The sequence below is a fragment of the Embleya sp. NPDC025285 genome (assembly GCF_055558835.1).
Map to the genome: position 1 here is coordinate 19,422 of NZ_JBVHLU010000062.1, position 25,433 is coordinate 44,854.

A 25,433-nucleotide genomic window follows, 5' to 3' on the forward strand; every position below is an offset into this window, starting at 1 on the left:
CACGCCGAGCGCCTCGCGGCGGCGCCGCCGCAGCCTATTACGGGCAGTCTCGAAAGTTATATATCATCACATTTGTTATGATTGATCGCGCACCGGATCCGAGCACGCTCGATCCAAGGACGCACTCGTGACCTCCGGCACGCCCGCCGGCCCTCGGGCCCGCTTCCGCGAGCGGACGCGCGCCGAGATCAAAAAAGCGGGCCGGGGCTCTAGAGCCCCGGCCCGCCGGTCCTTCGCGCGGATCGCCTACCGCGCGCCCAACTCCTCGGCGAGCGCGGTCGCGAACGCGTCGATGTCGCCCTCGGTGGTGTCGAACGCCGTCATCCAGCGCACCTCACCGATCGACTCGTCCCACGTGTAGAACCGGAACCGCTTCTGCATCCGCTCGGTGACATCCGCCGGCAGCACCGCGAACACCGCGTTCGCCTGCGGCGTGCGGGTCAGCGTCACGCCGTCGAGGTCGGCGACCCGCTCGGCGAGCAGGGCGGCCATCGCGTTCGAGTGCCGTGCGTTGCGCAGCCACAGGTCGCCCGCGAGCAGCGCCTCGAACTGCACCGACATGAACCGCATCTTCGACCCGAGTTGCATCGCGGCCTTGCGCAGGTACCCGACACCGCGCGCCGCGTCGGGGTTGAGCACGACCACGGCCTCGCCGAACATCAGGCCGCTCTTGGTGCCGCCGAAGGACAGCACGTCCACGCCGACGTCCGTGCTCAGCGCGCGCAGCGGCACGTCCAGCGCGGCGGCGGCGTTGGCCAGCCGCGAGCCGTCCAGGTGCGCGAGCATGCCGTGCTCGTGCGCGTGCGCGACCAGCGCGGCGATCTCGTCCGGCGTGTAGACCGTGCCCAGTTCGGTGCTCTCCGCGAAGGAGACCACCCGCGGTTGCGCGCGGTGCTGGTCGCCCCAACCCCACGCGTGGGTGTCCACGAGTTCGGGGGTGAGCTTGCCGTCCGGCGTGTCCACGGCGAGCAGCTTGAGACCGGCCACCTTCTCCGGCGCACCGCACTCGTCCACGTTGATGTGCGCGGACGCGGCGCAGATCACCGACTCCCAGCGGTCGGTCATCGCCTGGAGACCGACCACGTTGGCGCCGGTGCCGTTGAACACCGGGAACACCTGGGCTCGTTCGCCGAAATGCGCGCGAAAGACCTCGGTGAGGTGCTCGGTGTAGACATCCTCGCCGTACGAGACCTGGTGACCCCCGTTGGCGATGCCGATCGCGGCCAGCACCTCGGGGTGGATGCCCGCGTAGTTGTCGCTGGCGAAGCCGCGCGTGTCGGGGTCGTGACGCGGGGTCAGGGGACGTTCAGGCACAGTCGTTTCCCGTTCAGATCGATGGCCGGGGTGTTCCACAGACCGGCGATCTCGACGGCGAGATCGGCCACGTCGGTGAATCCGGCGAACTTGGCGTTGGGTCGAGCCTGCCGCATCGCGTCGTTCACGAGCGCCTTGACCACCAGGATGGTGGCCGCCGCGTCGGACTCGGCGAACGCGTCGGCCAGCGCGAGCGTCCAGGTCTCCGCGGCCGCCTTGGCCGCCGCGTAGCCCGCGTTGCCCTGGGTGGGCTGCCCGGCCGCAGCGGCGGAGACCAGCACGAACCGCCCGCGCGGGCTGCGCGCGAGTGCTTCGTGGAAGGCCAGGCTGGTGTGTTGCACGGTACGCACGAGCAGGTCGTGCAGCAGCGCCCAGTCCTCGAGCGAGTTGTCGGCGAACCGCTTGCCGCCGCGCCACCCCCCGACCAGGTGCACCAGGCCGTCCACCCGCCCGTGCTCGCGCTCGACGTCGTCCGCCCACCGGCGCGTGGCGGCCGGGTCGAGCAGGTCCACCACCGCGCCGTGCGTACCGGGCGCGGCCTCCACGCTCTCGTGCAATCGCCCGGCGTCCGCGTCCGCGCCGTACACGTGCGCCCCGGCGCCGGCCAGCCGCGCGAGCACGGCCCGCCCGGTCGGCCCACCCGCGCCGGCGACCGCGATCACCGCGCCGTCGAGACCCTTCGTCACGCCCACTCCTCGTTCACCCTGCCGTTCACTGTCCACTGTTCGTCCCGGTGTCGCCGAACCGCTCACCACGGATCCTCGCGGCGGCGTTCACGACGCCGCGGCCGCGTCCTCGTCCTCCGCCAGGCGCTCCACCGGGCTGTCCGCGGTGATCCCGCGGGTGGACGCGATCACGTCGCGCAGCCGCCGGTTCAGCGCCTCGTAGAACATGCTCAGCGGGAACTCGTCGGGCAACACCGCGTCCACGAGCGCCTTCGGCGGCCCGTCCATCGGCAGCGCGGAAGTGCCCTTGGCCCACACCGAACCGGGGTGCGGGGACACGTACTTGGCGACCAACGCGTAGCCGGCCAGCCAGTGGCCGACCTTCGGCCGGTCCACACCCTCGCGGTAGAGCTGGTCCACCTCTTCGTACAGCCCGAGCACCGCTTCGGTGATCCGGTCCCAGTCCACCGTCAGCCGGTTGTCCGCCCACTCGAGCACACCCGCGCGGTGCAGGTAGGCGAACAGCAGTTGCCCGCCCAAGCCGTCGTAGTTGCGCACCCGGCCCCCGGTGACCGGGAAGCGGAACAGCCGGTCGAAGATCACCGCGTACTGCACCGAACGCGCGGTCGCCACGCCCTCGCCGGCCAGCGCGACCGCCTCGCGGAACGCGGTCAGGTCGCAGCGCAGTTCCTCCAGCGCGTACATCCAGAACGGCATCCGCTGCTTGATCATGAACGGGTCGAACGGCATGTGGCCGCGCATGTGGGTGCGGTCGTGAATCAGGTCCCACAACACGAAGGCGTCCTGCGCGAGCTGCTGGTTCTCCACCAACTCCGCTGCTTCCGACGGAAGTTCGAGATCGAGGCTGTGTGCGGCGGCAGCCGCGACCCGACGGAAGCGGGCCGCCTCGCGGTCGCAGAAGATGCCGCCCCAGGTGAACCTGGGCACCTCGCGCACGGCCACCGTCTCCGGGAAGAGCACCGCCGAGTCGGTGTCGTAGCCGGCGGTGAAGTCGACGAACGCGACCGGCACGAACATCGCGTTGTCGTAGCGCTCGGCCTCCAGCGCGGCCAGCCACTGCGGCCACACCACCCGCAGCAGCACGGCCTCGACGTTGCGGTTGGGATTGCCGTTCTGGGTGGTCATCGGGAACACCACCAGGTGCTCCAGACCGTCGCGCCGAGCCTGCTCCGGGCGGAACGCGACGAGCGAGTCCAGGAAGTCGGGACGGCCGAAGCCATCCGCCGCCCAGCGGGCGAAGTCGGCGACGACCGCTTCCAGGTACGCCTCGTCGTGCGGGAACAGCGGTGCGAGCCCGGTGACCGCCGACGTGATGTCGGCGACCAGCGCCCGGGCGGACGCGTGCTCGGACGGCTCGATCGAACCGTCCTTGGCCTGCAACGGACGCAGGTCGGCGACGGCTTCCTTGAGCACGGGCCACAGCGGGTGGTCTACGGCGGTACGGACGGCTACGCGGGTCATGTTCGACATGGAACCCTCTCAGGAGAAAGCAGGAACCACGGTCAGAAGAACCTATGTCAAAAGAATTTAACGCCGCAAGGGCGTTCCAAACGCAATCTTATCGTCGCTGGTACGTTTTGCCCGAATAAGTTGAGAATGCCATCCAGCCGCCTTCCGAAGATCGACGCCGCGTTCGGAGGAAGCCACAAGATGTGACCGGCCCGAACCGCCGACGCCTGTGCCTATTGACCGCCGATCCGGCCCGTCCCTACAGTCTCTTTCTGATCAACGGAATATTGATTCCGCATAGCGAAATACTCGGCAGGGGAACGCCCCGGATCCGCATCCACTCCCACTGCCCGATCCTGCGATCCAGTACGTCCAATGGGCCGGGCCGTCCTACGACGGCATCCGATGTGGAGGCGCCGATCATGGGCTGGAGAACCACCAGGAAGACCGCGGGCGCGGCACGATCGCCGGGCGATGCCACCGCCGGGGCGTCACCGGGGACCGGGGCGTCGCCCGTGCACCCCGTGGACGAGATGCTGCCGCCGGGGCGCATGCTGGCCGGCGCCCTGCAACACGTGGCCACGATGTACGCCGGGGTCGCCGCGCCACCGCTGATCATCGGCGGGGCGCTGGGCCTGTCCACCGCGGAGCTGACCACGCTGCTGGGGGCGAGCCTGTTGATCGCCGGGCTCGCCACGCTGCTGCAGACGCTCGGCTTCTGGCGGATCGGCTCCCGACTGCCGTTCGTCAACGGCGTCACCTTCGCGGTGGTCTCGCCGATCCTGGCGGTGGCCGCGGCCAAGCAGGACGCGACACTGCCGGTGATCTTCGGCGCGACGATCGTCTCGGGCGTGTTCTGCTTCCTGCTCGCGCCGGTCTTCTGTCGACTGATCCGCTTCTTCCCGCCGGTGGTCAGCGGCACGGTGATCACCTTGATCGGGGTGTCCCTGCTGCCGGTCGCCGGGAACTGGTCGCAGGGCGGCGACAGCAAGGCGGCCGACTACGGCTCGACGACCAACCTCGGGCTCGCCGCGGCGACGCTGGTCGCGATCCTGGTCCTGCACCGGGTGCTGACCGGTTTCCTGCAGCGCATCGCGATCCTGCTCGGCCTGCTCTTCGGCACCCTGCTGGCCATCCCGTTCGACAAGGTGGACGGCGGCGCCCTGGGCGACCTGGCCGTCTTCGAGGTCCCGCAGCCGTTCGCCTTCGGCGCGCCGCAGTTCGACGTGTCGGTGACCGTGTCCATGCTCGTGGTGATGATCGTCTGCATGACCGAGTCGACGGCCGACATCATCGCGCTGGGCGAGGTGGTGGACAAACCCGCCGACGACCGGACGATAGCCGGCGGCCTGCGCGCCGACGGCCTGGCCACCGCGCTCGGCGGGGTGTTCAACGGCTTCGCGTGCACGGCCTTCGCACAGAACATCGGCCTGGTCGCGCTGACCCGCATCCGCAGCCGGTTCGTGGTCGCGGTGTGCGGCGGATTCCTGGTCCTGATGGGCTTGATGCCGATCGTCGGCGGCCTGGTCGCGCTCGTCCCGCAGCCGGTCCTCGGCGGCGCCGGCGTGGTGCTGTTCGGCACCGTCGCGGTGGCCGGCATCCGCACCCTGGGCAAGGCCGACCTCGACACCGGACCCAACGCGCTGATCGTGGCGGTGGCCCTGGCCTTCGGCGTCTTCCCGATCGCGTTCCCGGACTTCTACCACGCGTTCCCGGACAAGGTCGCGATGATCGCCGAGTCCGGCATCTCGGCCGGCTCGATCATCGCGGTCGTACTCAACCTGCTGCTCAACCACACCGGATCCGCGTCCGGCGAAGCGGCCGACGAACCGGCGATCCCCGCCCCCACCCGGTCCACCGAACCCGCCGAACTGCCCAGCCGGGCCTGATCGATCGACGAAGCGAGCGGCAACACGGCCAATCGACATCCCGTTTCGATCACCACCGACCGGACATGGGCGTGGGCCCCGCCGAAGTACTCGACGGGGCCCACGTGTTGCCGTTCGTGTGTCAGACGGAGAGCTTGGTGCCCACGCTGATCACGTTCGGGTTGTCACCGATGACACCCGAGTTGGCGCTGTACAGGGCCTGGTAGCCACCCTTGACGCCGAGCTTGGCGGCGACGGAGGAGAGCGTGTCACCGGCCTTGACGGTGTAGCTGCCGGAGCCCGAAGCCTGCTTGCTCGCGGCCGACTTCGACGCGTCCTGCGCGGCGACGTCCTGCTTCGGCTGCACCCGGACCTTCGGCGCATCGGCGCCGGAGTTGCGCGGTGCGGTCTCGGTCGCCGACTCGGCCTTGGCCGCGGCCTTCGGCGCGTCCTGGGCCTTGGTCTTGCCGGTGGTCGAGGACTCGGCCGTGGCGGACGCGTTGCCGCCCTTGGCCAGACCGGCCTTCTGCGAACAGACCGGCCAGGCGCCGGGGCCCTGCGCGGCCAGCACGCGCTCGGCGACCGCGATCTGCTGTGCCTTGCTCGCCTGCGCGGCACTGGCCGCGTACTCGCCGCCGCCGAAGGCGTTCCAGGTGCTCGGGGTGAACTGCAGACCGCCGGAGAAGCCGTTGCCCGTGTTGATGCTCCAATTCCCGGTGCTCTCGCACTGCGCGACCGCGTCCCACGTGGACGAGGACGCCGCGTTCGCGCTGCCCGCCATGCCCACGAGGGGAAGGACGAGACCCGCACCGGCGGCGACGGCGATGCCGGCGCGACGGCCACGAGAGAGCGAGCGAACGGGAGCGGTGATGGCACGGAAGGTCATTGATTACCTCGTCGGGCGCCTACGAAGTTAGCTGTCGGGTTCGGACGATTGGCCCGGCCTCGCCTGAAAACAGGCATGGCTTCACCCCACGGCATCGACATTGCCGATGCCGGCACTCACTTGGTTCCCCCGCTCCTGCCGCCAGTCGATATCGACTGCTTCCCTCGGGCGGCGGCAGGATTCGGCGTACCGCCCGGGGAGTCCGCTTGTGCGAACAACCACGAAGCTACGCACCGGGCCGCCGGGTTGGCAAACATTTCGGGCGCTTTGTGAGGTGCCCCATAAGCAGGAATAACACCGATTTGCCCGATATGTCGCCATCCTCGCAGGTCACGGCGCCGGCGTCCACGGTGCGCGGCCGCGTGGTCACCCGTGCTTCACCGTCGGGCTATTCCGTCGCGGGCAGCTCCACAGGTACGACTACCCGCTCCTCGTCCCAAAGGAACGTCGCGCCGCCGGTCGCGAAATTGGCGACATCGGCCACCGTGGCCCGGCCCTCGGGCGAATCCAGGGTCGCCTGGAGACCCGCGCGAGTCGGCGCGTACAACCCGACCACCAGGTAATAGGGCGGCTGCGCGCCGGAGGGGTCCGGATCGCACTTGCCGATGGTCCAGCCGGTCAATCCCGGCATCGTGCGGGCGAGCGGGACGTGCTTCTCCCAGTAATAGGCGTCGAACGCCGCCGGGTCCTCGGGGTGGCCATACAGCACGGTCAGCTTGTACACACGCGACTCCTCGCGGTCGTGGTGGATGTGTCTCCTGCCGGTGGCGCCCTGTGCTTCCCGCCTCCGACGTGGGACGCCCTGTGCGTCCCACCGGTACCGCCCGGCGCCCGGCACGTGCTGCCCGGATTCGTACGGCGCGGCGCCTACCGGGCTCCGATCGCCTTGAACGCCCGCGCCTGCTCGGTGATGGCCGTCTCGGTCGGCAGCCGTTCCATGCTGGAGGCGCCGAAGAAGCCCACCACGCCGGTGGTGTGCGCCAGCACGTACGCGGCATCCTCGGGCTCGGCGATCGGCCCGCCGTGACACAACACCAGCACGTCCGGGTTCACCTCCGCCGCCGCGTCGCGCATGCGCTGCACCCGCTCCACCGCCTCGTCGAGCGAGACCGCGGTGCTCGCGCCGATGCTGCCCTTGGTGGTCAGCCCCAGGTGCGGGACCAGGACGTCCGCGCCGGCCGCGGCCATCGCGCGGGCCTGCTCCGGGTCGAAGACGTAGGGCGCGGTGAGCAGGCCGCGCTCGGCGGCCAGCCGGATCATCTCCACCTCCAGGTCGTAGCCCATGCCGGTCTCCTCCAGGTTCTGCCGGAAGACACCGTCGAACAGGCCGACCGTGGGGAAGTTCTGCACGCCCGCGAAGCCCATCGCGGCGAGCTGGTCCAGGAAGTGCGGCATGATCCGGAACGGATCCGTGCCGCACACCCCGGCCAGCACCGGAGTACCGTGCACCACCGGCAGCACCTCGCCGGCCATCTCGACCACGATCGCGTTGGCGTCGCCGTACGGCAGCAGCCCGGCCAGCGAGCCGCGGCCGGCCATCCGGTAGCGGCCGGAGTTGTAGATGATGATCAGGTCCACGCCGCCGGCCTCGGCGCACTTGGCCGACAATCCGGTGCCCGCGCCCGCGCCGATCACGACGCCGCCCTGCCCGACCGTCCTGTGCAGTCGGCCCCGCGCCTCGCGTCCGTCCATCTCAGTCCACACGTCCCTTCGTGATCATCTCGTGCAGTCGATCCGCCGCCGCCGTGGCGAACGCCGGATCGTTGATGTCCGTCGCCGCCTCGTGCAACTCGACGGCACTGCCCGCGAGTCCGGACCGCAACTCGTCGAACAGCGCCTTGTCGGCGACGGAATCGTAGAAGGGCGCGCCCTCGACGTCGATCGCCGAGACCCCGCGCAGTGGCAGGTAGAGGGCGGTGGGACCGGTCGCGGCGATCAGTTTCGCGGCGATCCGCCGACCCAGCTCGGCGTTCTCCGCCGGCGTGGTGCGCATCAGCGTCACCGTCGGGTTGTGCACGTACAGCTTCCGCTCCTCGAACCGCTCGGGCACGGTGTCGCGCGGGCCGAAGTTGACCATGTCCAGCGCACCCACGCTGACCACCTGCGGCAGCCCCATCCGCCCGGCCGCGGTCAGCCGTTCGGGGCCCGCGCTCAGCACCCCGCCCACCAGGTCGTCGGCCAGCTCGGTGGTGGTCAGGTCGAGGATCCCGGCCAGGAAGCCCGCCTCGGCCAGGTTCTCCATCGAGGTGCCGCCGGCGCCCGTGGCGTGGAAGACCAGCACCTCGTAGCCCAGCTCGGTGAGCCGCTCGCGCGCGGCGTCCACGGCCGGCGTGGTCACCCCGAACATCGACGCGGCGACCAGCGGACGGCCCTCGCCGCTCACCCCCGCCACCGCCGCGCGATCCTCGGCGTAGCCGCCCGCCATGCCCGCGATCGCGTCCGCCGCGTTGCCCAGGATCCGCTCGGAGAGCCGGTTTATCCCGGCGATGTCCACGACGCTGTACATCATCGTGACGTCCACCGCGCCGACGTAGGGCGACACGTCGCCCGCGGCCATCGTGGAGACCAGCAGCTTGGGTACACCGACCGGCAGCGCGCGCATCGCGTAGGAGGCGATCGCCGACCCGCCCGAGCCGCCCATCGCGAGCACACCGTCCACCCGGCCCTGGTCGAACAACTCACGCAGGATGGACGCGGCGCCCTCGGCCATCGCGGCGGTGGCCGCGCCCCGGTCCGCGCGGGTGCGCAGGTCGGCCAGATCGGTGCCGGCCGCCGCCGCGACGTCCGATGCCTGCACGTCGGCCTGGGCGAGCGACTCGCCCAGCACACCCACGTTCATCAGGACCACCTCGGCTCCCCGAGCCCGCAGCCGGTAGGCCAGCCACGCGTATTCGGATCCCTTGGTGTCGAGCGTTCCGATCAGTACGACGGTGGGCATCGGTGCCTCCGGTGGTGTCGGTACGGCTGGCCGGGTTGACTCTTCGGCGGCAAACGGCCGCGCACAGTAACCCAACCGGATGATCATGGCGATTGAAAGCACCGTGCGGTAGGACGGGTGGCGAGTTACGAAGTTTTGGCACGTCACGGAGGTATCGATGGCGGAGGAACCGGACGCACGGGTCGCAATCGTCGCGGGAGCCGGCGACGGCATCGGGCGCGCCTGCGCGATCGCCCTGGCCCGGGACGGCGCGGATCTGGCGCTGGCCGCGCGCCGACCCGAGCCGCTGCGCCGACTCGCCGAGGAGATCGGCGGGCTGACCGGCCGTCGGGTGCTCGCGATACCCACCGATCTGGCCGACCAGGCCGAGTGCCGGGCGCTGGTGGACACCGCGGCCCGGGAGTTGGGCCGGGTCGACGTGGTGGTCAACGTCGCCACCTACAACCCCTCGGGGCGGCTGGAGGACCTGGATCCGGCGGAGTTCCGGCGGGCGTTCGAGATCAACGTGCTGGGCGTACTGGCCGTCTCGCGCGCCGCGCTGCCGTACATGCGCGCGGTCGGCGGGGGCTCGATCGTGCAGATCAGCTCGGAGGCGCCGCGCGCGAAGCTGGTGAACCTGGGCGCGTACGCGGCGACCAAGGGCGCGATGGAGGTCGCCTCCGGCGTGCTGGCCAAGGAGGTCGGGCCGGACGGCGTGCGGGTGAACGTGGTGGTCGCGGGCTACACCGAGAACGCCAAGCTGGCCGCGTACATCGCCGACATCGCGGCCCGCCGACAGGTACCCGAGGCCGAGGTGCGCGCCGAGATGACCAAGTCGTCGGCGCTGCGCCGGATCACCCTGCCCGAGGACATCGCGGACGCGGTCGCGTTCCTGTCCTCACCCGGGGCCAAGGCGATCACCGGCACGGTCACCCCGGTCACGTCGGGCGTGTCCTTCGGCTGACCCACCACGGCGCACACCGGCCGCGCGGTCGGCCCGGCGCGGGCCGGTCGAGAGCGCGTCGCGGCCGGTCGAGGGCGCGCCGCGCGCTTCTCCGCGGCCCACCGCCGGCACGCGGCGGCGTCCCGGACCCGCTCAGCGCAGCTTGAGCGCCAGGAAGAAGTCCACCTTGTCCTCCAGCCGGGCCAACTGACGCCCGGTCAACTCCTCGATCCGGCCGATCCGATAGCGCAGCGTGTTCACGTGTACGTGCAGCCGCGCCGCGCACCGCGTCCAGGACCCGTCGCAGTCCAGGAACACCTCCAACGTGCCGACCAGATCGGCCTGATGGCTCGCGTCGTACGCGCGCAGCGGCTCCAGCAGGCGCCCGCGGAACGCCCGCCGCACGTCCTCCGGCACCGCGGCCAACAGCGCGACGTGCGACGCGAGTTCGGCATGCCCGACCACCTCGACCCGGCCGGACCTGGTGGCCGCGATCCGGCCCGCGTGCCAGGCCTCCTCCAGCGCGCCGCGCAGCCCGTCGGCGCGGGCCACCCGCGCGCTCACCCCGATGTGCACGCGTACGCCGCTCGCGATGGGCCCCTCCAGCGCGGCCAGCCGCTCGCGCAGCAGCCGCGTGGTGGGGTCGGGTTCGCCGCCCTCCTGGTCCCGCGGAGGCTCGCCGGGGATCAGCGCCACCGCGCCCGGCCCGGTCGCCGACACCAGGGCGGCGCTCGGTTGATCCGCCAACGCCTCCTCCAGCAGCACCCGGGCCAGCCGCTGCGCGTCGCGTGAGGGCAGGTCGGGGATGGTGGCGGTGGCGAACTGCCAGCAGGTCTCGCCGGAGTCGTCCGGTTCGGCGGCCCGCAGCCGCGCGGCCACCTCGACCGGATCGGCACCGGCCGCGAGCAGGTTGAGCACGTCCTCGGACAACCGTCGGGTGCGCCGACGCTGATCCTCGACCCGATCCCGGCCCACCGACACCAGCCGGACCAGCTCGCCCAGCAGCGTCTGGTGGCGGTCCGGCCAGTCGGTGACGTCGTCCTCGACCGCGAGGAACCAGTCGCCCCACGCGTCCAGGTCGGCCGAGCCGCCCGCCTCGGGCACCGGAAGCAGCGAGAACGAGCGCCCGTCCACGCGATAGCGGAACGGCACCCTGGCCTTGCGCTCGCGGGCGGCGAAGTGCGCGCGGGCCATCTTGACCCGCAACCCCGGCGCCAGGTCCGGCCCGCCGGCGGCGGCCTGGCGCCCGGTCAGCGAGAGCACCCAGCAGTGGATGTCGATATCGGCCGCGATCAGCCCGAGCACCCCGTCCAGCCCCGCGCCGCCGGCGGCGGCCTGGACCAGGCGCCGGTGCCGGTCGACCACCGCGGTCAGGTCGCCGGCCCGTTCGGCGGAGATCCGGCGGATCACGAACTCGGTCAGATGCGCGAAGGAGAGCTCCTCCTCGACCGCGAACAACGGCAGGTGGTGCCGCTCGCAGGCCAGCACCAGATCCGCCGGGATGTCGCCGATCTCGGCCTGCCCGGCGGCCAGCGCGGTGGCCCCGCCCCCGGTCAGCACCCGGACGAAGCGCTCCGAGTCCTCCGGATTCGAGCGCCAGCCCATACCGGTCAGCACCAGGGCCCCGGCCGTCAGGTACCGGCTGGGGTCGTGCAGGTCGGTGGTCATCACGGCCCGCACCGCCCGGTCCAGCTCCCCTTGCCCCACCAACAGCCGGATCCCGGGTATGCCGGTACCGGCTGTTCCGTCGCCGAGAAGCGCGCGCAATCGCATCGACGGCCCCCTCTCGATCGAGCCTGCGTGGCCTCGGCACACGCGGCGGATCCGTCATACCGGTTCGACAAGCGGACGAACACTTGGAGAAAAGTACGGGAACAACGCCCGCTTGACACGCCTGGGTCATGTCTTTGGTGGGTACTCACAGTGACCCTCGTCTCGGTGTACTGGTGCGCACCCTCCGATCCACACAACCCGAAGCGAAGCGCCCCCCGCGACGGGTACAAGGACGGTAGGGCCATACGCAAGGCAGAAGGAGACACCCGTCATGGAATTCCTGCGGCCCGCGACGTGGGAGGAGGCGCTCGCCGTCAAGGCGCAGCACCCGTCCGCGGTCCCGATCGCCGGTGGCACCGACGTGATGGTCGAACTGAACTTCGATCGGCATCGTCCGGAAGCCCTGTTGGATCTCAACCGTATCCACGAGCTGCACACCTGGCAGATCGAGAAGGACGACACCGTGCGTCTCGGCGCCTCCGTGCCGTACGCGAAGATCATCGACTCGCTGCACGACCGGCTTCCGGGCCTGTCGCTGGGCGCGCGCACGGTCGGGTCACCACAGATCCGCAACCGGGGCTCGGTCGGCGGCAACCTCGGTGGCGCCTCGCCCGCGGGAGACGCGCACCCGCCGCTGCTCGCGTCCGGGGCGACCGTCGAGGCGGCCTCGGTGCGCGGCACCCGGCTGATCCCGATCGACGACTTCTATCTCGGGGTAAAGCGCAACGCGCTGGAGCCGGACGAACTGATCCGGGCGATCCACATCCCGTCCGCGACCGGGCCGCAGCAGTTCGCCAAGATCGGCACCCGCAACGCGATGGTGATCGCGGTCTGCTCGTTCGCGGTCGCGCTGCATCCGCGGGCCCGCGACGTGCGCACCGGGATCGGCTCGGCCGCACCCACCCCGCGGCGGGCGACCGAGGCCGAGGCGTTCATCCGCGCCGAGCTCGAGGACACCGGCCTGTGGGCCTCCGGCGCCGAGCTGCCCGTGGCCACCGCCAAGCGCTTCGGCGAACTGGTCGCGCAGGCCGCGGCGCCGATCGACGACGTGCGCGGTTCGGCCGCGTACCGGCGACACGCGCTGGCCGTGATGGCCCGGCGCACGCTGATCTGGACCTGGAACGACCACCGCACCACCGGGAGGGCCGCCGCATGAAGGTCACATTCACCGTGAACGGCCGCCCGACCGAGGCGGACGACGTATGGGAGGGCGAGAGCCTGCTGTACGTGCTGCGCGAACGGGTCGGCCTGCCCGGCTCGAAGAACGCGTGCGAACAGGGCGAATGCGGCTCCTGCACGGTCTATCTCGACGGCGACCCGGTCTGTTCGTGTCTGGTCGCGGCCGGCCAGGTGCAGGACCGCGAGGTCGGCACCGTCGAGGGCCTGGCCGACGGCGACACCCTGGACCCGGTCCAGCAGGCGTTCGTGGACGCGGGCGCCGTGCAGTGCGGGTTCTGTACGCCGGGGTTGCTGGTCCAGACGCACGACCTGCTGAACCGGGCGCACCACCCCTCCGACGCGGAGATCCGCGAGGCGCTCTCGGGCAACCTGTGCCGCTGTACGGGCTACGAGAAGATCATGGACGCGGTCCGCCTCGCCGCCGCCCGCAAGGCCGACGCCCGCGACGCGGCCTCGACCGTAGCGGAGGGCTGAGCCATGGCCGGTCTGACCAAGCCGAAGAACCTCCAGGACGTGACCGCACACGGCCGGGACGGCATCGGCGCCTCGCCGCTGCGCCCGGACGGCATCCTCAAGGTCAAGGGCGACTTCGCCTACTCCTCGGACCTGTGGCACGAGGACATGTTGTGGGGCACGGCCCTGCGCAGTCCGCACGCCCGGGCCCGGATCCTGTCGGTGGACGTGTCCGGCGCACTCGCCCAGCCGGGTGTGTACGCGGTGCTCACGCACGAGGACATCCCCGGCGCCAAGTACTACGGCCTGGAGATCCAGGACCAGCCCGTGCTGGCGATCGACGAGGTGCGCTTCCACGGCGAGCCGATCGTGATCGTCGCGGCCGACCACCCCGAGACCGCGCGCCGCGCGGTCGCCAAGATCGTGGTCGAGTACGACGTGCTGCCCTCGATCGGCCCGGTCGAGGCGTTGGATCCGGAACGGTTCGGCTATGTTCACGCACCGGCCGACTACAAGGCGCACGCCTTCGGCAACATCGTGCACAGCCAGCACATCCACCACGGCGACGGCGATTCGGCCGAGGTGCGCGCGCTCGCGGACGTGATCGTGCGCGGCGAGTACGAGGTCGGCATGCAGGACCAGGCGTTCCTGGGCCCGGAGTCCGGTCTCGCGGTGCCCGCCGAGGACGGTGGCATCGACCTGTACATCGCCACCCAGTGGCTGCACGTGGACCAGCAGCAGATGTGCCCGGTGCTGGGCCTGCCGCCGGAGAAGGTCAGGCTCACCCTGGCCGGCGTCGGCGGCGCGTTCGGCGGGCGCGAGGACATCTCGATGCAGGTGCACGCGTGCCTGCTCGCGCAGCACACCGGCAAGCCGGTCAAGATCGTGTACAACCGCGAGGAGTCCTTCTTCGGCCACGTGCACCGCCATCCCGCGACGATGGTGTTCGAGCACGGCGCCACCCGGGACGGCAGGCTGGTCTTCGTCAAGGCCGAGATCGTCCTGGACGGCGGCGCCTACGCGTCCGCCTCACCCGCCGTGGTCGGCAACGCGGCCTCGCTGGGCATCGGGCCGTACGTGATCCCCAACGCGGTGGTCGACTCGACGGCGGTGTACACCAACAATCCGCCGTGTGGCGCGATGCGCGGTTTCGGCGCGGTGCAGATGTGCTTCGGCTACGAGACGCAGATGGACCGACTGGCCGAGGAACTGGGCCTGGATCCAGTCGAGTTGCGCCGGTTGAATGCGATGGAGCAGGGCTCGGTGCTGCCCACCGGGCAGACCGTGGACGCCCCCGCGCCGGTCGCCGATCTGCTCCGGCGGGTCAAGGAGATGCCGCTGCCCGAGGTGGAGAACTGGCGCACGGCCGACGGCCCGGATGTACGCGAGCTGCCCGGCGGACTGTCCAACACCACGCACGGCGAGGGCGTGGTGCGCGGGGTCGGCTACGCGGTCGGCATCAAGAACGTCGGCTTCTCCGAGGGCTTCGACGACTACTCGACGGCCCGGGTCCGGTTGGAGGTGATCAACGGCGCGCCGGTCGCGCTGGTGCACACCGCGATGGCCGAGGTCGGCCAGGGCGGGGTCACCGTGCACGCGCAGATCGTGCGTACCGAGCTGGGCGTGGACCAGGTGACCATCGCGCCGGCGGACACCCGGGTGGGCTCGGCGGGTTCGACGTCCGCGTCCCGACAGACGTACATGACCGGCGGCGCGGTCAAGCTGGCAGCCGAGACGGTGCGCGCCGCGGTGCTCGCCCGCGGTCGGGCTCGGCACGGCTGGGCGCCCGCGTCCACGGCGGGCCTGCGGCTGTCCGGCGGCAAGGTGGTCAACGCCGCCGGCGAGGTCGTCGCCGACCTGGCCGAACTGCTCGGCGACGAGCCGGTGGACGAGACCACCGTGTTCCACCACCGGCCGACCGAGGCGTTCGACAAGGTCACCGGGCAGGGCTTCGGGCACGTCCAGTACACCTTCTGCGCGCACCGCGCGGTGGTGGACGTGGACGTGGAACTGGGTCTGGTCAAGGTGATCGAGCTGGCCGCGGCGCAGGACGTCGGCAAGGCGATCAACCCGCTCGCCGTGGTCGGCCAGATCCACGGCGGCAGCACCCAGGGATTGGGCCTGGCGGTGATGGAGGAGATCATCGTCAGGGACGGCAAGGTCCAAAACCCCTCGTTCACGGACTACCTGATCCCCACCATTCTCGACACCCCGCCGATGCCGGTGGACGTGCTCGAACTGGCCGACCCCAACGCGCCGTACGGGCTGCGCGGGGCCGGCGAGGCGCCCACCCTCTCCTCGACACCGGCGATCGTCGCGGCGATCCGCGCGGCGACCGGCCTCGCGCTGAACCGGGTACCGGTTCGGCCGGAACATCTCACCGGGACCTGAGACACCGTCAGTTCTGGTTTCAAGACCGTAGTACGGCCCCGGCGGCGGCGCAGACGCCTCCCCGGGGCCGGACCGGCCTGACTCCGCACGGCCGATCGCCGTGTCGTCGAACGGACGCGCCCCCACGCAGAAAAGTCGTCGCATTCGCCTGCCCGAAGCGGTCGGGCAGCCCCGACGCGGCGACCGGCTCCACCCCAACAACACCTAAGACACTTGGGAGTGGGAAGTGGCTCAGACCTCGGTTCCGACGGAACCCGGCGAAAATCCCCCGCATCCGCCACACGGATCCGGGACGACCCTCACCGGCGACCCGTCGCCCCCGACCGGCTCGGGCGGCTCGGGCGGCTCGGGCGGCTCGGGCGCATTGGACAAGTACTTCAGGATCAGCGCTCGCGGCAGCTCGGTGGGCCGCGAACTGCGCGGCGGCCTCACCACGTTCATGGCGATGGCGTACATCCTGCTGCTCAACCCGATTCTGCTCGGTGGCAAGGACGTCAAGGGGCATCAACTCGACCCCGCGCAGATCACCACGATGACCGCGCTGGCGGCGTTCATCACCACGGTCGCGATGGGCCTGATCGGCAACGTGCCGCTCGCGCTCGCCGCGGGTCTGTCGGTGGCCGGCGTGGTGGGCAGTCAGGTGGCCGCCGAGATGACCTGGCCGCAGGCGATGGGCCTGTGCGTCATCTACGGCCTGATCATCATGTTGATGGTCGTCTCGGGTCTGCGCGAGCGGATCATGAACGCCATCCCGATGGCGCTCAAGCACGCGATCACCATCGGCATCGGGCTGTTCATCGCGATGATCGGCCTGAACAAGGCCGGCGTGGTCACCGAGAACGCCGCGCCGGGCGGACCGCCGGTCACGCTCGGCCCGGCCGGGGAGCTGGCCGGCTGGCCGGTACTGATCTTCGCGGTCACGGTGATCAGCATCTTCCTGCTGATGGCCCGCAACATCCGCGGCGCGATCCTGATCGGCCTGGTGTTCGGCACGCTGCTGGCGATGGTGGTCAACGCGGTCGTCGACATATCCGACAAGACCTGGGGCGGTGGCGTCCCGAACCTGCCGGACAAGGTGGTCGACGCGCCCGACTTCGGGCTGTTCGGTGACGTGAGCGTGTTCGGCGGCTTCGCCGAGGCGGGCGGGATCACCGCCTCCGTCCTGGTGTTCACCCTGGTCTTCGCGGGCTTCTTCGACGCGATGGCGACCATCATCGGGATCGGCAACGAGGCCAAGCTCGTGGACGACAAGGGTCGGATGCCCGGCCTGTCCAAGGCGCTGGCCATCGACGGCGCGGGGGGCGTCATCGGTGGCGTGACCAGCTCGTCCGGTCAGACGGTGTTCATCGAGTCGGCCACCGGCGTCGGCGACGGCGCGCGCACGGGTCTGTCCAGCGTGGTCACCGGCGGCATCTTCGGCCTGATGTTGTTCTTCACACCGATCGCCGGCGTGGTCCCGGACCAGGTCGCGGCCGCGGCCCTCGTGGTGATCGGCTCGATGATGATCACCCAGGTCAAGCACATCGACTGGGACGACAAGGCGGCGGCGATCCCGGCGTTCCTGACCATCGTGCTGATGCCGTTCACGTACTCGATCACCGCGGGCGTCGGCGCCGGCGTGATCGTCTACACCCTGATCAAGGCCGCCCAGGGCAAGTTCCGCGACATCGGCCCGCTGATGTGGGTCCTCACCCTGGCGTTCCTCGTGTTCTTCGCCCTGCATCCGATCAAGGAGTGGTTGGGCGTCAGCTGACGCACCGACCGCGCCACCCACAACCCAGGAGACGTCGATGCTCGACCTCGGGACCGAAATCGCGGCATGGCGACGTGCGGGAACGCCATACGCCCTGGCCACCGTGGTCCGCGTCAGCGGGAGCGCGCCCCGCCCCCCGGGTGCGGCGCTCGCGGTGGCCGCCGACGGCACGGTGGTCGGCAGCGTCTCGGGCGGGTGCGTGGAGGGTGCGGTGTACGAGCTGTGCCGCGAGGCGCTGGACAGCGGGACCCCGGTGCTCCAGCGCTTCGGCTACAGCGACGAGGACGCCTTCGCCGTGGGGCTCACCTGCGGCGGAGTGCTGGACGTGTTCGTTCGACCCGGCGGCGACGCCGCCGTGGAGGCGGCGTTGGCCGCGGCCGAGCGGGACATCCCGGTCGCCGCGGCCCAGGTCGTGGCCGGGCCGGCCGAGCTGCTCGGCGCGGTGATCACGGTGATCGCCGACGCGGAGGTGATCGGTACGTACGGCGCCGATCCCGCGCTGGACGCGTCGGTGATCGACACGGCCCGGGCCATGCTGAACGCGGGCCGCACCGGCTTGTCGACGCTGCGTCCGGACGGCCGCCCGTGCCCGGAGGCGGGCCCGGACGACATCACCGTCTTCGTCGAGAGCCGCACCCCGCCGCCCCGTCTCCTGGTCTACGGCGCGATCGACTTCGCGGCGGCGGTGGCCCGGATGGGCAAGCTGCTCGGCTACCACGTGACGGTGTGCGACGCCCGCGAGGTGTTCGCGACGCGGCGGCGCTTCCCGGAGGCGGACGAGGTCGTCGTGGACTGGCCGCACCGCCACCTGGCCTCGATCGCGCCGTCCCTGGACCGACGCACGGTGGTCACGGTGCTCACCCACGACCCGAAGTTCGACATCCCCCTCCTCGACCTCGCGCTGCGCCTGGACCTGGCCTACGTCGGCGCGATGGGCTCCCGCCGCACCCACGAGGCCCGCCTCACCCGCCTCCGCGAAACCACGCTCACCGAAAGGGAGTTGGCCGCCCTCCACTCCCCCATCGGCCTGGACCTGGGCGCCCGAACCCCGGAGGAGACAGCCCTGTCGATCTTCGCCGAGGTGATAGCCACCCACCACGCCGCCACCGGCCTCCCCCTACGCACAGCCACAGGCCCCATCCACCCCAAGGCCGCCTGAACCCCCACCCCCGGCCGCCCCCTCCAACCCAACCGACACCCCCCAGCCCGGCCGAAACCCGAGGCCACCTCCCAACCCGACCAGGCACCCCAACAGCCCGGCCGGCGCTTGAGGCCACCCATCACCCCAACAGCCCGCCGGCGAATGAGGCCCCCAATTCCGCTGTTGCCCGCGCGAGCCACGCAACTCTCGGAATAGTGGAACCAGCCAGGCCAACACGACCGTTGCCCGGCCGTCCACCCTTCCGTCAGGAGCCCCATGACCGCGCCCCCACCAGCCCGACCAGCCCCAACGCCCCCCGCACCCGCAACACCCCCGCCGCTCCGCGTCGCAATCGCATCCCATTCCGCCGCGAGCTTCGCCCGACTACACGCGATCTGCGCCGCCGCCGGCCACCACCCCGTCACCTACGTGCGCGCCCGCTCGCTACGTCCCCGTCGCGCCGCCGACCCCCGTACCCCGGCCGAGGTCGCGGAGATCGTCGAACGCCTGCCCGCCGACGTGGATCTCGCGCTGCCCCGCGACGGCGCCGGGTTGACCCGGTTACTGGCCGGCGCCGACCTCGACCTGATCCTGGTACACGGCTTCCCGTGGCGCGTCCCGGCGAGCGCGTTGCGCCTCCCGCGCCTGGGCGCGATCAACATCCACTCCTCGCTGCTGCCTCGACACCGGGGTCCGTGCCCCATCCACTGGGCCATTCGAGCGGGAGACGCCACGACCGGCGTCACCATCCACCGAATGACCGAGGACTTCGACACCGGTCCCGTCCTGGCCCGCGCCGGCGGCATCGAACTCGCCGACGACATCGACCCGGACGCCCTGTTCGCCGAGATCGACGCGACGATCGAACGTCTGCTCCCCGAGGCCCTGGCCCTGGTGGCGGCCCGCGCCCCGGGCACACCCCAGGACGACACGGCGGCCACCACCGCCGGGTGGGTTCCCGAGGAGGATCGGCTCGTGGACTGGTCCCGCCCCGCCCGCGACATCCACAACGACGTACGAATGTTCCATTTCTTCGTCGACCGCGCCGCGATCGCCACCGTGGCAGGTCGCCGCCTGCTCGTACACCGCACCTCCCCGACTCCGGTGTCCGGGGCCGTCCGGGTGGAGTGTGGGGACGGTCCGCTGTGGATCGTGGAGAGCGAGGAGATCGCGACGTAACGGCTCAGTCGCCGAGGATCCGCGCCTGTCGCTCCCTCAGTCGCGATGCCCGCACGTCGTCGTAGCGGGCCAGAATCCCCACCGCCTCACGCCGGGCCGCCGCACCCGCGTCGTGCTCTCCCGAGCACGACCGGGCCTCGGCGAGATCTGCCAGAACGACCGCGAGGCGCCGCCCGTCGTCGAGTTCGCGAAAGACCGCCGCAGCCGTCAGGTGGAAGTCGACGGCCTCGCGATGCCGGCCCAGCGCCTGATACGCGACACCGGTCAGATGCCAGGCCCTCGCCTCACGCACACGGTCACCGAGGCCGTGCTGGAGGGCGGCCGAGCGCCGATAGGAGGCCAGCGCCTCGTCGATGTCGCCGCAGGCCTGCTGGGCACGGCCGAGGGTGCACAACCAATGGCCCTCCCAGACCCGGTTGTGCCGGCTCGTGGCGACTTCCACGGCCGCCGCGGCCGCCGCGCGTGCGGACTCGGCATCGCCGAGCCCGAGCCGCGCCGTACTCAACACATTCAGCGCGTTGCCTCGATGACCGGCCGAAGCCGGCTCCCGCAACTCCGGCAGCACCTCGCTCACGAGCGCGACGGCGGAGCCGAACTCTTCGGCCTCGCAATATGCTTCGGCGAGATTCACCCGGGAGATCCGGGCCCAATGCCACTCGCCGATCGCCTCGAATGCCGCGGCCGCGCGCCGAGCCCACAACAGCGCCGCCGCCGAATCGAGAGTGCGCAACCCGAGTACGGCGAGATTGTTCAGCGCGAACGCCACTCCCCGCGGGTCCAGCAATTCCTGACGGATCGTCAGGCAATTCCGGTGGAAGTCGGCCGCCTCGACCGCCTGCCCTCGCTGTGCGTACGCCATCCCCAGGCTTTCCAGAACTTCCGCCTCGGCCGCACGATCCCCCGAGCGTCGAGCCGCCACCAGGCCGGCGTCGGCGATCGCGATCCATTCGTCGAAGGGTTGCAGGCGCATGTGAATGGCCCGCAGTACCACCGCCAATTGCCATGCCGGCCGATCGAGTCCCGCGTCGACCGCCGCGAGGATTATCGCCGGCAGGCCGGCGCGCTCGGCCTCGTACCACGCGACCGCCTCGTCGTGACCGGAGAAGACCAGCGGTACGACGCCCTCTTCCGGCGCGTCGAGTTCGACATGCGGCTCGTGTGGATTGATCCAGGTCTGCGCCGCGTCCGCGGTATGCCCGTACCAGTTCAGGACCCGACGAAGCAGACCGTTCCGCAGCTCCGGGGCCTCCTCGTGGCAGGCCTGGTCCCTGGCGTAGGTCCGCAGGAGGTCGTGGAAGTGGTAGCGGTCCGCCTCGTGTTGCTCGATGAGGTGGGCACCGATGAGCACGTCGAGCAGGGTCCGTGCCCGCGCGAGGCTCACCCCGGCGAGCGTCGCCGCGACGCCCGCCCCGAAATCGGGCCCCGGGTGCAGGCCGAGGAGTCGGAACAGCCGAGCCTCCTCGGGCGGCAACGCGCGGTACGACCACGCGAAGACCGTGCGTACGGCGTCCGCCTCCTCGCCGTCGTCCACCGTCAGCGCGTCCCACAACACCGACTCGTCGCGCAGATCGCGGATCAGGTCGGTGAGCCGCATCCAGGGACGGGCCGCCGCGCGCTCGGCGGCAATCCGCAGTGCCAACGGCAGGTGGGCGCACAGCCGGGCCAGTTCGGCCAGCGCGGCCGGTTCGTCGTCCGGGCGCTGTCCCGCGGTGACCTCACGCACCAGTCGCACCGCCTCGTCCTCGGACAGCACGTCCAGGGTGATCCGGCGCGCACCCTCCCGGGCGGCAAGCCCGGACAGCCGACTCCGGCTCGTCACGAGCACCTGACAGCCACCCGAGCCGGGCAACAACGGGCGTACCTGGGACACGCCCGCGGCGTTGTCCAGCACCACCAGGATGCGCCGCCCGGCCAGCAGGGACCGATAGGCGGCAGCCTTGTCGGGCAACTTCCGGGGGATCGCCCTCGGCGGTACGTCGAGCGCTTCCAGGAAACAGTCGAGCGCGTGTTGCGGCGTCACCGGCTTGCCCGGGTCGTAGCCCCTGAGGTTGACGTACAACTGACCATCGGGAAATCGATGCTGTTCGCGATGCGCCCACCGCAGGGCCAGCGACGTCTTGCCCACCCCGGCGGTGCCGGCGATGACCGCGAGGGCCGTGACGCCCGGTTCCGTGCAATCGGCGGCGGTGATCTCGTCCAGGCGTTCGAGGTCCCGGGTTCGATTGACGAATCCGCGCACGTCGCCCGGAAGCTGGCGAGGCACCGGGCGTCGGGGCGCACCGTCCTGATGGAAGTGCACCCCGCCGGAGACCTCACGTGCCTGGACGACGTTGCCCGCGGCCCCGGACAATTCGGAATGCGTCGACCCGGGCGCGGCGCCCGACGGATCCGCCGACCCGAATTCGCTTCCGCCGGCGGGAGTGGGCATCCTGATCGGCTCCTATTCGAGTTTCGGCGGCGGCAGGTGGGCTACCCGGCGCTCGAAGAAGCTATCGATCTCCTCGCCGCCCCGGTAAAGCTCCTCGGCCAATTCGGTGACCTTGGCGACACTTTCCGGATCGGTAATTCGAATACCGCCGTCGAGCACGCCTTCGTCGGTGTAGACGATTTTATAGAGCGTATGCGAACCGAGGGTGATCAATTCGGGCAGCGCGGCGATTCTTTCACGGTCGGCAATTTTCTCGGGCCCGATGATCCTGATATTCTCGCCGACCTCGGCGCGAACCCGGAGAAGATTGAGCTCCCATTGCAGATAGGGCGCGATCGGCTCCTCCACCACACGCACCCGATACAACGTGTTCCGTTGTGCGTCGACCGTGGCCTGATATTCGGCGAGGGAACCACGGCGCTGCTCCGCGAGCCGCAGCGCCTCGCTCCAGTCCCCGCGCGCGAACGCCTCCCAGCTCTCGTTGCCGGGCTCCCTGAAGACCTGCCGTCGCTCCAGCTTCCAGGACGCCTGGCCCCGGCCCGCGGCCTCGCGAGCCGCGAAGTCGTCCCGGTAGTCCGCAAGTGCGAGGAACTCGCCCGAAGCCTCGTCGAAGAGGTCGGGATCAGGCATCCGGAATATCCTTCTTGGCGGCGACGAGCATGATGCGCGGAATGATCACCATGCGTTCGTCGGAAGCGACGGTCACACCAGCGGGCAATAGCGGCAGGTAGGCGTCGGTCAGATCGCGACCGATGATCGCAATGTCACCGTTGTCCAACTCCCAGATATCAGGACAGCCCTCACGCCCCTCGCTCTGCCCCAGTTCCGCGGCCGATTTGCCCAGTCTCCGTGACAGCGCGGCGGACGGATCGGCTTCCCAAGGTCGATTCATGACTCCCCCAAGTCTCGAACTCGCCATTGATCACCCAGTGTAGGCGCGCCCGCACCGACCGGACAACGCATATGGGCATACCGGCAACCGATCGGATGAAATGATCACCGTTTATCGGTGCCTTGATCCAGAAAATTCCCGCCCGAGCCCGAACGATTCCCGCCGACCCCGAGCCCCGGAATCCCGTGCCGCCGCGCCCCGGTGACGCGCATCCGCCGCCGGAACGCCCCGAGGCCCCCGGCGCGCGCCGGGGGCCTCGGGCCTTGCGAGGGTGGGTCAGTCGCGTTTGAGGGAGCCCTTGATCTTGTTGATCGCCTCGTTGGCCTTGTCCTTGGCACTCGTGACGGCTTCCTTGGCCTTGGCCGAACCCTGGTCCTGCTGACCCTCGTCGCGCAGGTCCTCGTTTCCGGTCGCCTCGCCGACCTTCTCCTTGGCCTGGCCGCCGACATCCTGGGCCTTGTTGCGGATGTTGTCGTCGATGCCCATGTCTCGGGTCTCCTGTCACGATCGACCGCGCGCGTCCGTTGTTCGCGCGACGTCCAGCCCGACCTATAACCGGAAACGACCCATCCGACACAATTTGGTGATTCTCGTGACCTTTGTCACCCGACTCGGGAGATCTCCACGTTCTCCAGGACGCCGAGCGCGTCGGGCACCAGGATCGCCGCCGAGTAGTACGCGGTGACCAGGTAGGAGATCAGCGCCTGCTCGTTGATGCCCATGAATCGCACGGACAGGCCGGGCTGGTACTCGTCCGGCAGGCCGGTCTGATGCAGGCCCACCACACCCTGGTCGTCCTCACCCGTACGCAGCACCAGAATCGAACTCGTGCGCGCCTCGGAGATCGGGATCTTGTTGCACGGGAAGATCGGCACCCCGCGCCAGGCCGGGATCTGGTTGCCGCCCACGTCGACCGTGGTCGGGTACAGGCCGAGCCGGCTGCATTCGCGGCCGAACGCGGCGATCGTGCGCGGGTGGGCCAGGAACAGCCGGGAGCCGCGCCGCCGGCTGAGCAGCTCGTCCATGTCGTCCGGCGTCGGCGGGCCCGCCTGGGCCTGGATGCGCTGCTCGTAGTCCGCGTTGTGCAGCAGGCCGAACTCGCGGTTGTTGATCAGCTCGTGTTCCTGCCGCTCGCGCAGCGCCTCGATGGTCAGTCGCAGCTGCTGCTCGATCTGGTCCATCGGCTGGTTGTACAGATCGGCCACCCGGCTGTGCACCCGCAGCACCGTCTGCGCCGCGCTCAACTCGTACTCGCGCGGCTTGAGTTCGTAGTCCACGAAGCTGCCCGGCAGCACCGCCTCGCCGTGGTGGCCGGCGGACATCGGGATCTCCGCCTCACCCTTCGCGTTCTGCGGCCGGCCGCTGCTCTCGACGTAATCCGCGAGGTGGTCACGCAGCGTGTCGGCGTGGACCCCGTCGAACGCGTCCCGCGGCATCTCGAGCACGATCACCGAGGTGGCCGCCGTGGCCGTGTAGTCCCAGGTCGACTCCCGGTCGACGAGCATCTTCTCGCCGAAGTGGTCGCCGTCGCCGTGCAGTCCGAGCGAAGTGCGATCGCCGTACGGTCCCACCCCGAACTTGCCGATCTTGCCGTGCACGACCAGGAATACCCGGTCGTTCGGCTCGCCGATCGTGGCGAGCGTCTCCCCCGCCGCGAACTCCCGCCGCACGAAGCGGTCCGCCAGCGCGCGCAGCACCTCCTCGTCCTCGAACCCGCGCAACGGAGCCAGCTCGCGCAACTCCGCCGGAATGACCCGGACTTCCGATCCGGTCTGGACGAACTGCACCCGCCCGTCGCCCACCCGGTAACTCAACCGCCGGTTGACCCGGTACGTACCACCCGACACCTGGACCCACGGCAACATCTTCAGCAGCCACCGAGACGTGATGTCCTGCATCTGCGGGACGGTCTTGGTCGTGGTCGCGAGATTTCGCGCCGCCGCCGTCGCAAGACTCGAACGAGCCTGCGTGTCCTGGGCCTCACTGTTCGTTTCGGCCCCAGCATCGATCGACAACGATTCCGCCTCCCCTGGATGAACCGGTCTTCGCGGTCAATCGTTGCCGGTGCGAGGGCAGCCGGCCATTACCCGAACGGGTGAGACTGGAGAGGCGTCGAAGTGGCTATGTAACTACGGTTGCCCAGGGGTTTCCGGGCCACCCGGCCCCACGCGGCATGGGGCC

Annotated in this window: 21 protein-coding genes and 1 riboswitch; of the genes, 8 read left to right on the forward strand and 13 right to left on the reverse strand. The window is 70.5% G+C overall.

The features are described from left to right. Window positions 1-246: 246 nt before the first annotated feature. From ACZ4FV_RS33050 to ACZ4FV_RS33060, 3 genes are all read right to left on the reverse strand, one after another. Window positions 247-1,314, reverse strand: a complete 1,068-nt coding sequence (locus tag ACZ4FV_RS33050) for a threonine aldolase family protein (protein ID WP_395863620.1) — start codon at window positions 1,312-1,314, stop codon at window positions 247-249. Next, complete coding sequence (locus ACZ4FV_RS33055) at window positions 1,296-2,000, reverse strand: SDR family NAD(P)-dependent oxidoreductase (protein ID WP_395863618.1); 705 nt, start codon at window positions 1,998-2,000, stop codon at window positions 1,296-1,298. Before ACZ4FV_RS33055 ends, ACZ4FV_RS33050 begins: the two co-directional genes overlap by 19 nt. A gap of 87 nt (window positions 2,001-2,087) precedes the next feature. Then, the gene (locus ACZ4FV_RS33060) at window positions 2,088-3,470 is read right to left on the reverse strand and encodes a DUF6421 family protein (protein ID WP_395863616.1); all 1,383 of its coding nucleotides are present in this window, start codon (window positions 3,468-3,470) and stop codon (window positions 2,088-2,090) included. 512 nt (window positions 3,471-3,982) lie between these two features. Here ACZ4FV_RS33060 and ACZ4FV_RS33065 point away from each other — a divergent pair. Then, window positions 3,983-5,338, forward strand: a complete 1,356-nt coding sequence (locus tag ACZ4FV_RS33065) for a nucleobase:cation symporter-2 family protein (RefSeq protein WP_395864063.1) — start codon at window positions 3,983-3,985, stop codon at window positions 5,336-5,338. A 121-nt stretch (window positions 5,339-5,459) separates the two neighbouring features. Here the strand turns inward: ACZ4FV_RS33065 and ACZ4FV_RS33070 are convergent, their stop codons facing one another. The 4 genes from ACZ4FV_RS33070 to ACZ4FV_RS33085 form a co-directional block, all read right to left on the reverse strand. Continuing rightward, complete coding sequence (locus ACZ4FV_RS33070) at window positions 5,460-6,203, reverse strand: transglycosylase family protein (protein ID WP_402233177.1); 744 nt, start codon at window positions 6,201-6,203, stop codon at window positions 5,460-5,462. Next, window positions 6,204-6,370: riboswitch (cyclic di-AMP (ydaO/yuaA leader) on the reverse strand. It abuts the gene before it with no gap. A 221-nt stretch (window positions 6,371-6,591) separates the two neighbouring features. Continuing rightward, window positions 6,592-6,927, reverse strand: a complete 336-nt coding sequence (locus ACZ4FV_RS33075) for an EthD family reductase (protein ID WP_395863612.1) — start codon at window positions 6,925-6,927, stop codon at window positions 6,592-6,594. A 143-nt stretch (window positions 6,928-7,070) separates the two neighbouring features. Further along, window positions 7,071-7,895 (reverse strand): phosphoenolpyruvate hydrolase family protein, encoded by an 825-nt coding sequence (locus ACZ4FV_RS33080; protein WP_395863610.1) that lies wholly within the window; start codon window positions 7,893-7,895, stop codon window positions 7,071-7,073. Window position 7,896: 1 nt separating this feature from the next. Further along, window positions 7,897-9,141 (reverse strand): Tm-1-like ATP-binding domain-containing protein, encoded by a 1,245-nt coding sequence (locus tag ACZ4FV_RS33085; protein ID WP_395863608.1) that lies wholly within the window; start codon window positions 9,139-9,141, stop codon window positions 7,897-7,899. Window positions 9,142-9,298: 157 nt separating this feature from the next. Here ACZ4FV_RS33085 and ACZ4FV_RS33090 point away from each other — a divergent pair, with 157 nt between their 5' ends. Continuing rightward, window positions 9,299-10,084 (forward strand): SDR family NAD(P)-dependent oxidoreductase, encoded by a 786-nt coding sequence (locus tag ACZ4FV_RS33090; RefSeq protein WP_465323989.1) that lies wholly within the window; start codon window positions 9,299-9,301, stop codon window positions 10,082-10,084. Window positions 10,085-10,216: 132 nt separating this feature from the next. On the opposite strand, the gene ACZ4FV_RS33095 is transcribed toward ACZ4FV_RS33090, so the two are convergent. After that, window positions 10,217-11,836: a PucR family transcriptional regulator gene (locus ACZ4FV_RS33095; RefSeq protein ID WP_465323990.1), complete on the reverse strand. Its 1,620-nt coding sequence runs from the start codon at window positions 11,834-11,836 to the stop codon at window positions 10,217-10,219. 271 nt (window positions 11,837-12,107) lie between these two features. On the opposite strand from ACZ4FV_RS33095, the gene ACZ4FV_RS33100 reads away from it, so the two are divergent. The 6 genes from ACZ4FV_RS33100 (at window position 12,108) to ACZ4FV_RS33125 (ending at window position 19,932) form a co-directional block, all read left to right on the forward strand. Next, entirely contained in the window at window positions 12,108-12,992 is an 885-nt protein-coding gene (locus tag ACZ4FV_RS33100; RefSeq protein ID WP_402233190.1) for an FAD binding domain-containing protein, read from the forward strand. Beyond that, window positions 12,989-13,489: a (2Fe-2S)-binding protein gene (locus ACZ4FV_RS33105; RefSeq protein ID WP_402233192.1), complete on the forward strand. Its 501-nt coding sequence runs from the start codon at window positions 12,989-12,991 to the stop codon at window positions 13,487-13,489. The genes ACZ4FV_RS33100 and ACZ4FV_RS33105 overlap by 4 nt, the downstream gene beginning before the upstream one ends. 3 nt (window positions 13,490-13,492) lie before the next feature. Further along, complete coding sequence (gene pucD / locus ACZ4FV_RS33110; protein WP_395863598.1) at window positions 13,493-15,859, forward strand: xanthine dehydrogenase subunit D; 2,367 nt, start codon at window positions 13,493-13,495, stop codon at window positions 15,857-15,859. Between the two features lie 364 nt (window positions 15,860-16,223). Continuing rightward, window positions 16,224-17,612 (forward strand): NCS2 family permease, encoded by a 1,389-nt coding sequence (locus ACZ4FV_RS33115; protein ID WP_402233313.1) that lies wholly within the window; start codon window positions 16,224-16,226, stop codon window positions 17,610-17,612. 37 nt (window positions 17,613-17,649) lie between these two features. Further along, complete coding sequence (locus ACZ4FV_RS33120) at window positions 17,650-18,771, forward strand: XdhC family protein (RefSeq protein WP_465323991.1); 1,122 nt, start codon at window positions 17,650-17,652, stop codon at window positions 18,769-18,771. A 411-nt stretch (window positions 18,772-19,182) separates the two neighbouring features. Further along, the gene (locus ACZ4FV_RS33125; protein ID WP_402233198.1) at window positions 19,183-19,932 is read left to right on the forward strand and encodes a methionyl-tRNA formyltransferase; all 750 of its coding nucleotides are present in this window, start codon (window positions 19,183-19,185) and stop codon (window positions 19,930-19,932) included. 4 nt (window positions 19,933-19,936) lie between these two features. Here the strand turns inward: ACZ4FV_RS33125 and ACZ4FV_RS33130 are convergent, their stop codons facing one another. The 5 genes from ACZ4FV_RS33130 to ACZ4FV_RS33150 form a co-directional block, all read right to left on the reverse strand. Further along, a complete protein-coding gene (locus ACZ4FV_RS33130) occupies window positions 19,937-22,360 on the reverse strand; it encodes an ATP-binding protein (protein ID WP_465323992.1) in 2,424 nt (807 codons plus the stop codon). Window positions 22,361-22,372: 12 nt separating this feature from the next. Next, window positions 22,373-22,990, reverse strand: coding sequence for a DUF6879 family protein (locus tag ACZ4FV_RS33135; protein WP_395863591.1), 618 nt, complete (start codon window positions 22,988-22,990; stop codon window positions 22,373-22,375). Further along, window positions 22,983-23,252: a hypothetical protein gene (locus ACZ4FV_RS33140; protein ID WP_395863589.1), complete on the reverse strand. Its 270-nt coding sequence runs from the start codon at window positions 23,250-23,252 to the stop codon at window positions 22,983-22,985. The genes ACZ4FV_RS33135 and ACZ4FV_RS33140 overlap by 8 nt, the downstream gene beginning before the upstream one ends. 276 nt (window positions 23,253-23,528) lie before the next feature. Then, entirely contained in the window at window positions 23,529-23,738 is a 210-nt protein-coding gene (locus ACZ4FV_RS33145) for a CsbD family protein (RefSeq protein WP_395863587.1), read from the reverse strand. A gap of 116 nt (window positions 23,739-23,854) precedes the next feature. Then, window positions 23,855-25,267 (reverse strand): family 2B encapsulin nanocompartment shell protein, encoded by a 1,413-nt coding sequence (locus tag ACZ4FV_RS33150; protein WP_402233206.1) that lies wholly within the window; start codon window positions 25,265-25,267, stop codon window positions 23,855-23,857. Between the last annotated feature and the right edge of the window lie 166 nt (window positions 25,268-25,433).

Excerpts from the sequence above, each read along its gene's own strand:
- ACZ4FV_RS33105 (WP_402233192.1), top strand. The coding sequence starts at position 12,989 with ATGAAGGTCACATTCACCGTGAACGGCCGCCCGACCGAGGCGGACGAC.
- ACZ4FV_RS33060 (WP_395863616.1), bottom strand. The coding sequence starts at position 3,470 with ATGTCGAACATGACCCGCGTAGCCGTCCGTACCGCCGTAGACCACCCG.
- ACZ4FV_RS33065 (WP_395864063.1), top strand. The coding sequence starts at position 3,983 with ATGCTGCCGCCGGGGCGCATGCTGGCCGGCGCCCTGCAACACGTGGCC.
- ACZ4FV_RS33080 (WP_395863610.1), bottom strand. The coding sequence starts at position 7,895 with ATGGACGGACGCGAGGCGCGGGGCCGACTGCACAGGACGGTCGGGCAG.
- ACZ4FV_RS33070 (WP_402233177.1), bottom strand. The coding sequence starts at position 6,203 with ATGACCTTCCGTGCCATCACCGCTCCCGTTCGCTCGCTCTCTCGTGGC.
- ACZ4FV_RS33120 (WP_465323991.1), top strand. The coding sequence starts at position 17,650 with ATGCTCGACCTCGGGACCGAAATCGCGGCATGGCGACGTGCGGGAACG.
- ACZ4FV_RS33100 (WP_402233190.1), top strand. The coding sequence starts at position 12,108 with ATGGAATTCCTGCGGCCCGCGACGTGGGAGGAGGCGCTCGCCGTCAAG.
- ACZ4FV_RS33135 (WP_395863591.1), bottom strand. The coding sequence starts at position 22,990 with ATGCCTGATCCCGACCTCTTCGACGAGGCTTCGGGCGAGTTCCTCGCA.
- ACZ4FV_RS33090 (WP_465323989.1), top strand. The coding sequence starts at position 9,299 with ATGGCGGAGGAACCGGACGCACGGGTCGCAATCGTCGCGGGAGCCGGC.
- ACZ4FV_RS33140 (WP_395863589.1), bottom strand. The coding sequence starts at position 23,252 with ATGAATCGACCTTGGGAAGCCGATCCGTCCGCCGCGCTGTCACGGAGA.
- ACZ4FV_RS33095 (WP_465323990.1), bottom strand. The coding sequence starts at position 11,836 with ATGCGATTGCGCGCGCTTCTCGGCGACGGAACAGCCGGTACCGGCATA.
- ACZ4FV_RS33145 (WP_395863587.1), bottom strand. The coding sequence starts at position 23,738 with ATGGGCATCGACGACAACATCCGCAACAAGGCCCAGGATGTCGGCGGC.
- ACZ4FV_RS33130 (WP_465323992.1), bottom strand. The coding sequence starts at position 22,360 with ATGCCCACTCCCGCCGGCGGAAGCGAATTCGGGTCGGCGGATCCGTCG.
- pucD (WP_395863598.1), top strand. The coding sequence starts at position 13,493 with ATGGCCGGTCTGACCAAGCCGAAGAACCTCCAGGACGTGACCGCACAC.
- ACZ4FV_RS33085 (WP_395863608.1), bottom strand. The coding sequence starts at position 9,141 with ATGCCCACCGTCGTACTGATCGGAACGCTCGACACCAAGGGATCCGAA.